This is a genomic window from Micromonospora sp. NPDC048040, assembly GCF_055587185.1.
Genome location: NZ_JBVJGT010000114.1, coordinates 1 through 7,840 on the forward strand (window position 1 = coordinate 1; position 7,840 = coordinate 7,840).

Below are 7,840 nucleotides of genomic sequence, written 5' to 3' on the forward strand. Positions count from 1 at the left end.
ACCGTGCAGGTGTCGGCGTACCCCGACCACTACGCCCAGTGGGAACAGCAGGCCGCCGACCTCGTCGCCGAACACTGGAACAACTGACACACAGGTGCATGATGCCGCTGGCCGGTACCCCGCACGGGGTACCGGCCAGCGGCGTCCTCGCGTCACAAGCGGGGCGGACACGCACCGGGTCGGGTCCGCGGCTGGGGCGGTCGCGTGCGGGTGCGGCGGTCAGCGGCGGTGGCCGAGTACGACGTCCACCAGGGCGGCGACCAGCGCCAGCGCGATGACCGTGGCGGCCAGCAGGAGGGAATGCCGGAAAGCGACGGCGTAGTCGCCGTCGCTGCCGGCCAGCGACGAGAAGAAGACGGAGCCGACGGCGGCGATGCCGGCGGCGGAGCCGATGCGTTGGCCGGTCTGCAGCATGCCCGCACCGCTGCCCGCCTGGGGCACCGGCACCTGGGACAGGGTGAGGGTCTGGTTCGGGGCGATCACCAGGCCGCTGCCCAGCCCGGCGACCAGCAGCGGCGCCGCGGTCAGCCACGGCACCACAGCACCGGCCGGCGCCAGGGCGAGCACGCCGACCACCGCGACGAGCCCGACGACCACGGTGAGCAGCCCGACCGCGACCAGTGGCCGGCCGAAGCGGTTGACGATCCGGCCGCCGAGGGCGGACGCCGCGGCCGAGCCCAGCGCGAACGGGGTGATGGCCACGCCAGCGACCAGCGCGCTGTAGCCGAGGCCGTTCTGGAGGTAGAGCGTGAAGACGAAGAAGATCGCGGTGAACCCGCCGAAGTAGACCAGCGCGATCAGTGATCCGAGGGCGTACGACCGGAAGCGGAACAGGCGCAGGTCGAACAGCGGATCCCGGCGTCGGGCGTACCACCGTTCCCAGGCCCCGAAAGCGGCCAGGGCGAGCAGCCCGGCCGGCACCAGCAGCCACTTCGCGCGGCCCTGCCACTGCTGCTGCACCAGCGGCAGCAGCACCAGCAGCACGCCGAGCCCGAGCAGCAGCACTCCGACGGGGTCCAGCCGCCGGTGGTCCGGGGGGCCCGCCCGGCGGCCGGGGAGCAGCCGCCACCCGAGGACCACCGCCACGATCCCGACGGGCACGTTGACGAAGAACACCCAGCGCCAGCCGTGCTCCTCGCCGCCGATGGCGATCAGCAGGCCCCCGAGCAGCGGGCCGACGGCGGTGGAGATGCCGATGGTGGCACCGAGCAGGCCGAACGGGCGGCCCCGCTCGGGCCCCTGGAACAGCTCCTGGATCAGGCCGGTGACCTGCGGGTTGACCAGCCCGGCGGCGGCGCCCTGGAGCAGTCGGGCCCCGACCAGCCACGCGGGGGAGGCGGCCAGCCCGGCGAGGGCGCTGGCGAGCGTGAACAGGGCGATCCCGAAGACGAAAGCGGTGCGCCGGCCGTGCGCGTCGCCGAAGCGCCCGGCGGGAACGAGTACCAGCCCGAACGTCAGGGCGTACCCGGAGAGCACCCACTGCAGGTCGCTGGGGGAGGCCCCGAGGGCGCGGTCCATCGAGGGGACGGCGACGTTGACGATGCTCACGTCGAGCAGCGTCATGAATGCGGCGACCAGCCCGACGCCGAGGGCCTGCCAGCGCCGCCGGTCGTCCGGGGAGGCGGTGGCGTCGGCCGGTCGCGGCGTACGCGCCGCGCTCATCGTGCCTCCCGTGGACCGGTGGTCGGGCATCGCTGTCCGCTACCCCGGTCCCCGGGAGGCGAATCGTGGCGGGCCGCCCGCCGGGTCACGCCAACTGTTGGGCGCAGAACCGGGGGCCGAAGTCCAGACCGGCCATCGGCGAGTCCTCGCGGTGCAGCAGGTTCTTCTCGGTGAGCAGGTGCAGTGGCGCGTGCAACTGCTCCTCGGTCAGCCCGGCCTCCTGGGCGATCAGGTCCGGGTACGGCACCTGTCCGCGCGCCTCCAGGGCCGCGACGGCGTCGTACACCCGTTCCTCGATGTCCGACAGTTGGACCTGCCGCATGATGTCCTCCTTCGCCTTGCCCGCCCCACGGGCGGTTGCGCCGCGCGGTTACCCCGTGGCCGGCCGAAGATGCCCACCCGATCGGGCGGTGATCCGGTCGCGCCGACGCCCCCGCAACCGGCCTCCTGGCATACGCTGCACCGGTGATCATCTGGGATCTCGCCGTCGTCGGCGCCGGCCCCGCCGGCCTCTCCGCCGCCCATGCCGCCACCCGCGCGGGCCTGCGCACACTCGTGCTGGAACGGGCCTCCCACCCCCGCTACAAGACCTGCGGGGGCGGCCTGATCGGCACCTCGCTCACGGTGGTCGCCGACCGGATCGACGTCCCGGCGCACGACCGGGTGGACCGGGTCACGTTCACCCGGGACGGGCGACGCCGGTTCACCCGACGGCACCCCGACGGCCCGCTGGTGACGATGGTGCGGCGTGAGGAGTTCGACGACCGGCTGCGGGTCGCCGCGGTCGCGGCCGGCGCCGAGGTCCGCGAGCGTGCCGCGGTCCGCGCCGTCGAGCAGGACCCCGAGGTCGTACGCCTGCGGCTGGCCGACGGGGAGACGGTGCGGGCGCGGGCCGTGGTCGGCGCGGACGGCTCCTCGGGCGTGACGGCCCGGCACGTGGGGGTCCGTCACCGGCAGGTCGACCTGGGACTGGAGCTGGAGCTGCCGGTGCCGCCGCGGGAGCAGGACCGCTGGCGGGGCCGCGTGCTGCTGGACTGGGGCCCGCTGCCCGGCTCGTACGCCTGGGTCTTCCCGAAGGGCGACCGGCTCACGGTCGGTGTGATCGCCGCACGGGGCGAGGGGGAGCGGACCCGGGCCTACCTGCGCGCGTTCGTCGACCGGCTGGGTCTGTCGGGGGTGGAGCCGGCGCACGACTCGGGGCACCTGACCCGCTGCCGTGCCGAGGACTCCCCGCTGCGTCGGGGCCGGGTGCTGGTGGCGGGCGACGCGGCGGGGCTGCTGGAACCGTGGAGCCGGGAGGGCATCAGCTACGCGCTGCGCTCCGGCGAGCTGGCCGGCGCCGCGGTCGCCGCGGGCGACCTGGCGGGCTACGAGCGGGCGGTGGCGCGGGATCTGGTGCCCTCGATGCGCGCGGGGCACCGGCTGCTGGACGTGTTCGCGCGGCGGCCGGAGGTCTTCCACGCGCTGCTCGCGACCCCGCCGGGCTGGCGGATGTTCGTGCGGTTCTGCCAGGGGCGGGCGAGCTTCGACGAGACGTTGGGCCGGGCCCCGGTGCGGGCGGCGCTGGCGCTGCTGGACCGGCTGCCGGCCCCGCGCGCGCCGCTGGCGAAGCTGCCGTCCTGACCGGGGGCGGACGAAGGCCACCGGCCCCGCCTTTCCACCCAGGATCCTAGGATGCCGTAGGGGTGGTGACGCCGGGCGCCCGGGCGGAGAATGACGGCGTCGAGGGGGAGAGCAGATGGCAGAGGACCGCTCCGAGTCGCCGTTCACCGACGACGAGTACGCCTTCCTGCGGCACGTGCGCTTCGGCGAGATGCCGCCGGCGGTCCCGCCCGAAGAGCGGGTCGCGCTGACCGAGACCGAGCCGCGCCGGGACCGACCGGATTCGGAGGCTTCGGACCGGTGGGACCTGCGGCACGGCGCCTGACGGCGCGTCGCGCGCGGCGGGGTCGCCTCGTCCGCGCGCGACCTGCCCGGGATGCGGCCCGGTACGCGGACGGGCCGCAGGCGATTCTGCCCACGGCCCGTCCGGTGATCGTCGGTCAGAAGACCGGCACGCCCTCGCGCACCAGCTTCCAGTTCGGCTGGTAGAAGTCGGCCGGGTCGATCGCGCCCTTGGCCTGCGCCCAGTCGATCAGCAGTTGACGGATCTCCTGCTGCTCGTTGTAGACCTGGGTCTTCACGATGCCGGGGAAGTTGCCGCCGCCGCTGCGGCGGTAGTTGTTCACCGCCACCACGAACTGCGCGTTGTCCGCCACCGGGGTGTCGGTGCCGGGCAGCACCAGGCGGGTGATGCGCTGGCCCACCGGCCGGGAGACGTCGATGTCGTACTCCAGGCCGGAGAAGACGTCGTAGTTGTAGTCCGGCACCGCCGGGTCGCTGATCGTCTCCGGGTCGACCGGAGCGCCCGGGGCGAGGGTCCGGAAGTACTTCGCCGAGTACTCCAGGTAGGCCCGCACCTCGGCGCCGCTGAGCACGACGGCCTCGAGGGTGTTGTCGAAGACGTACAACCCGGCCACGTCGCGGATCTTCACGTCGCCGGCGGGGAAGATCGCGGTCCGGCTGAACGGCGCCGCGATCGACAGCACCGGCAGCGCCGCGTACGACGTGCTGGCGAGCGCCTGGCCGACCACCTCGGTCTGGACGTGGTTGATGAAGTCCAGGATCGGGGTGTCCTTGTACCGGCTCTCCGCCGCCGACAGTTCCACGGTGGAGCGCGCCACGACCTGGTTGACGTACGCGACGGTCTTCTGGTGCTGGGCCCGCACGGCGGCGAGGACCTTCGGGTCCTCCACCACGGTGTTGGTGTTCAGCAGGGCGGCGGTCTTCTTGGTGATCTTCCACCGGCCCCTTTCACGGGCCAGCGTGAAGTCCATCCGGCTCAGCCGCTGGCCCCACTTCGACGGCTCGGTGAGCAGCACCTGCTCGCCGCTCCGCGCGTTGGTCACGAACTTCTCGGCGACCTCGGCGTGGGCGTGGCCGAAGAGGATCGCGTCGATGCCGGGGACCTGCTCGGCGATGAGCGCCGTCGGGTTCTCGTTCGGCAGCTCCGGGCCGTAGCTGGAGGTGCCGCTGTCGCCGCCGTGCGCGGAGATCAGCACGATGTCGGCGCCGCGCTCCCGCATGATCGGGACGTACTTCGCGGCCGTGGCGACCATGTCGTCGAACCGCAGGCGGCCCTCGACGTTGGCCTTGTCCCAGATCGCGCTGCCCGGATTGGTCAGGCCGAGGATGCCGACCCGCAGCGGCGGCGCGGCGAAGCCGACGGAGACCTTCTTGATGACGAACGGCAGGAAGGCAGGCTTGCCGGTGGCGACGTTGACGGCGTTGGCCGCCAGCGCCGGGAAGCCGAGCTGCGAGATCCACTTGGCCAGCAGCGGCAGGCCGTAGTTGAACTCGTGGTTGCCCAGCGTCACGGCGTCGTACCCGAGCACGTTCATGGCGTTGGCCATCGGGTGCGTCGCCCCGGTGGTGGTGATCGGTTCCTGCTTGGCGTAGAAGGTGGCCAGCGGCGTGCCCTGGATGGTGTCGCCGGCGTCGAGCACCAGCGTCGCCTTGCCCCGCCGCTCGGCGCGGATCTGGTTGACGAGGGTGGCCAGCTTGGCGACGCCGACGTCGTTGTGCTTGCTGTCGTCGTACTCGGCGTCCTTGTAGTAGTCCCAGTTGTAGACGTTGCCGTGGGTGTCCGAGGTGCCGAGGATCGTGAGGTCCCAGGTCCGCGACCGGGCCGCGCCGGCCGCGTGGGCGGGGGTGGCGGCGATCAGCGGGACGCTCGCCGCCGCGGCCGCGGCGGCGAGCACCGTCCGACGCGACGGGCCGGAGGGAGAGGTCATGACGTGCCCTTCCATGGGAGTCGGGGCGCCTGGTGGGCGCCGAGCGCACCCTAACGAGCGGCCGTCACTCCTGCCACAGCAGCCCGAGGTGTCCCACACCACCAGCGTCCGGGGCCGCTCGGTGTAACACCGCCGCACCCGTTTCCGCCCGCCGGCTCAGGGTAGGGCGGTCGGATACCAGGAACCCGACAGGTGCGCGAGGAGACGTCGGTGAGCGAGGACCAGCACACCCAGCAGGACCCCACCAGCCAGTACGGCCAACAGGAGGGCAACCGGGGCAGCAGCAGACGCCGCCCGGCGCGACCGGCAGGATGACCCCGAGGCCGGACCACGGCGAGGAGTCGTACCACGGCAGCGGCAAGCTCGACGGCAGGCGGGCCGTGATCACCGGTGGCGACTCCGGCATCGGCCGCGCGATCGCCATCGCGTACGCCCGGGAGGGCGCCGACGTGCTCATCTCCTACCTGGGCGAGGAGGAGGACGCCGACGCCCGGGAGACCGTCCGGCTGGTCGAGGAGGCCGGCCGCGAGGGCGTCGCCGTGCGCGGCGACATCACCGACCAGCGGCACTGCGAGGAGTTGGTCGAGCGGGCCGTGCGGGACCTCGGTGGGATCGACATCCTGGTCAACAACGCCGCCTACCAGATGGCGCAGGAGAAGGGCATCCTCGGGATCAGCGACGAGCAGTTCGACCGGGTGCTCAGGACCAACCTGTACGCCATGTTCTGGCTCTGCAGGGCGGCGGTGCCGCACATGTCCGAGGGCTCGACCATCATCAACACCTCGTCGATCCAGGCGTTCGACCCGTCGCCGCAGCTGTTGGACTACGCCACCACCAAGGCGGGGATCGCCAACTTCACCAAGGCGCTCGCCGCCGACCTGGCGGAGCGGGGGATCCGGGTGAACGCGGTGGCGCCCGGCCCGATCTGGACGCCGCTGATCCCGGCGACCATGCCGCAGAAGAAGGTCGAGCGGTTCGGCCAGGACACCCCGGAGGGGCGCCCCGGCCAGCCGGCCGAGCTGGCGCCGGCGTACGTCTTCTTCGCCTCCCAGGAGTCCAGCTACGTCACCGGCGAGGTCCTCGGCGTGACGGGCGGACGCCCCACCAAGTAATCCCCGCGCCCCGCGCCCCCGGGTCAGCGGGGCCAGACGGCGAGGCGGGCGCGGACGCGGGCGACGGCGGCGGCGTCCAGGCCGTAGCGGGCGAAGCGTCGGTCCGGCAGCCGGTCCAGGTAGCGGCCGGCGGCGCGGACGTCCGACGGATCCAGGGCCGGGTCGAGCTGGCGGGCCAGCTCCAGCAGTTCCGCCACGTCGTGCTGCTCCAGGGCCGCCGCCACGTCGATGTAGTCCCGGACCTCCCGCCGGTTCACCAGTGCGGCGGTCTTGTTCGCCATCAGGTCCCGCACGTCCATCACGGGGCCGAGGTCCATCACCACCGGGCTGCGGTGCCGGTCGAGGCGGGCCAGGCTGAGTCGGATCCGCCGCCCGTCCCGGCTCACCACGAAGTCCTTCAGGTCTCGGTCGAACCCGTCGAACAGGTCGGCCAGCTCGCTGTCCGGGTCGGCGTCGCTCACCTCGAACCCGGCCCGCTCCAGCGCCGCCCGCACCCCGTCCGCCGCTGCGGCGGCCGCCCCCTCGACGTCGGCGAAGAGGTCCACGTCCTCGGTCGGGCGGGTCACCAGCCCGTGCGCCGCCCAGGCCACGCCGCCACCGAGCACGAACCGGTACGGCCCGGCGGCGGACAGGGCTACGCGGGCCACCTCCCGGTAGAAGTCGTGCGGGTGCGCGGCGTTCACGCCGTACGCAGACCCCGGTGGCGGATCTCCCACGCCTGGCGTACGCCCCGGGGGAGGTTGAGCAGCCGCCACACCCGACGCAGGGTGCGCCCGTTGATGAGCACGCGGAGGTCCTCCGCGCGGGTGGTCTCCCGCAGGACGTTCTCGTACATCCAGAGCAACTCGTCCGGGTCGCCCAGGTCGAACGTGCGGTCGGCGTTCCACATCAGCCGCACGGGCAGCTCCACGACGCCGCGGGTGGGGCCGGCGAGCTCGGTGAGTGTCCGGGTCACCACGGCGGGCCGGCCCGGGCGGGCCAGGGGGGCCACGCGGGTCGCGGTGGGGGAGAGGCCGTGCATGCTGTCAGGGTAACGCCAGGTCCGCGGTTTGTCGGTGCTGGCTGTGCTGGGTTTGTCGGGTGGCCCGCGGTGGTTGGGTGCGGTTCGCGGTGGCTTTGTGGCTTGCTGTGGGGTCGTGGTGGGGGGGGGGGGGGGGGGGGGGGGGGGGGGGGGGGGGGGGGGGGGGGGGGGGGGGGGGGGGGGGGGGGGGGGGGGGGGGGGGGGGGGGGGGG

At 73.6% G+C, this 7,840-nt stretch carries 7 protein-coding genes and 1 pseudogene; 3 read left to right on the forward strand and 5 right to left on the reverse strand.

Going from position 1 to position 7,840, the window contains the following annotated elements:
* Positions 1-219 precede the first annotated feature (219 nt).
* Complete coding sequence (locus ACZ6O2_RS36135) at positions 220-1,662, reverse strand: MFS transporter (protein WP_466026164.1); 1,443 nt, start codon at positions 1,660-1,662, stop codon at positions 220-222.
* Between the two features lie 85 nt (positions 1,663-1,747).
* Complete coding sequence (locus ACZ6O2_RS36140) at positions 1,748-1,984, reverse strand: hypothetical protein (RefSeq protein WP_466026165.1); 237 nt, start codon at positions 1,982-1,984, stop codon at positions 1,748-1,750.
* 143 nt (positions 1,985-2,127) lie between these two features.
* Between ACZ6O2_RS36140 and ACZ6O2_RS36145 the strand changes: the two genes are divergently transcribed.
* Together ACZ6O2_RS36145 and ACZ6O2_RS36150 are read left to right on the forward strand one after the other, a co-directional pair.
* A complete protein-coding gene (locus tag ACZ6O2_RS36145; protein ID WP_350712704.1) occupies positions 2,128-3,285 on the forward strand; it encodes a geranylgeranyl reductase family protein in 1,158 nt (385 codons plus the stop codon).
* A gap of 115 nt (positions 3,286-3,400) precedes the next feature.
* Positions 3,401-3,589, forward strand: a complete 189-nt coding sequence (locus ACZ6O2_RS36150; protein ID WP_350712703.1) for a hypothetical protein — start codon at positions 3,401-3,403, stop codon at positions 3,587-3,589.
* A gap of 115 nt (positions 3,590-3,704) precedes the next feature.
* Here the strand turns inward: ACZ6O2_RS36150 and ACZ6O2_RS36155 are convergent, their stop codons facing one another.
* Complete coding sequence (locus ACZ6O2_RS36155; protein WP_466026166.1) at positions 3,705-5,495, reverse strand: bifunctional metallophosphatase/5'-nucleotidase; 1,791 nt, start codon at positions 5,493-5,495, stop codon at positions 3,705-3,707.
* A 210-nt stretch (positions 5,496-5,705) separates the two neighbouring features.
* Here ACZ6O2_RS36155 and ACZ6O2_RS36160 point away from each other — a divergent pair.
* Positions 5,706-6,607, forward strand: a pseudogene (locus tag ACZ6O2_RS36160) (SDR family oxidoreductase).
* Positions 6,608-6,630: 23 nt separating this feature from the next.
* Here ACZ6O2_RS36160 and ACZ6O2_RS36165 read toward each other — a convergent pair.
* Positions 6,631-7,290: a nucleotidyl transferase AbiEii/AbiGii toxin family protein gene (locus ACZ6O2_RS36165; protein WP_350712700.1), complete on the reverse strand. Its 660-nt coding sequence runs from the start codon at positions 7,288-7,290 to the stop codon at positions 6,631-6,633.
* Positions 7,287-7,628, reverse strand: a complete 342-nt coding sequence (locus tag ACZ6O2_RS36170) for a hypothetical protein (protein WP_350712699.1) — start codon at positions 7,626-7,628, stop codon at positions 7,287-7,289. Before ACZ6O2_RS36170 ends, ACZ6O2_RS36165 begins: the two co-directional genes overlap by 4 nt.
* Positions 7,629-7,840: the final 212 nt, after the last annotated feature.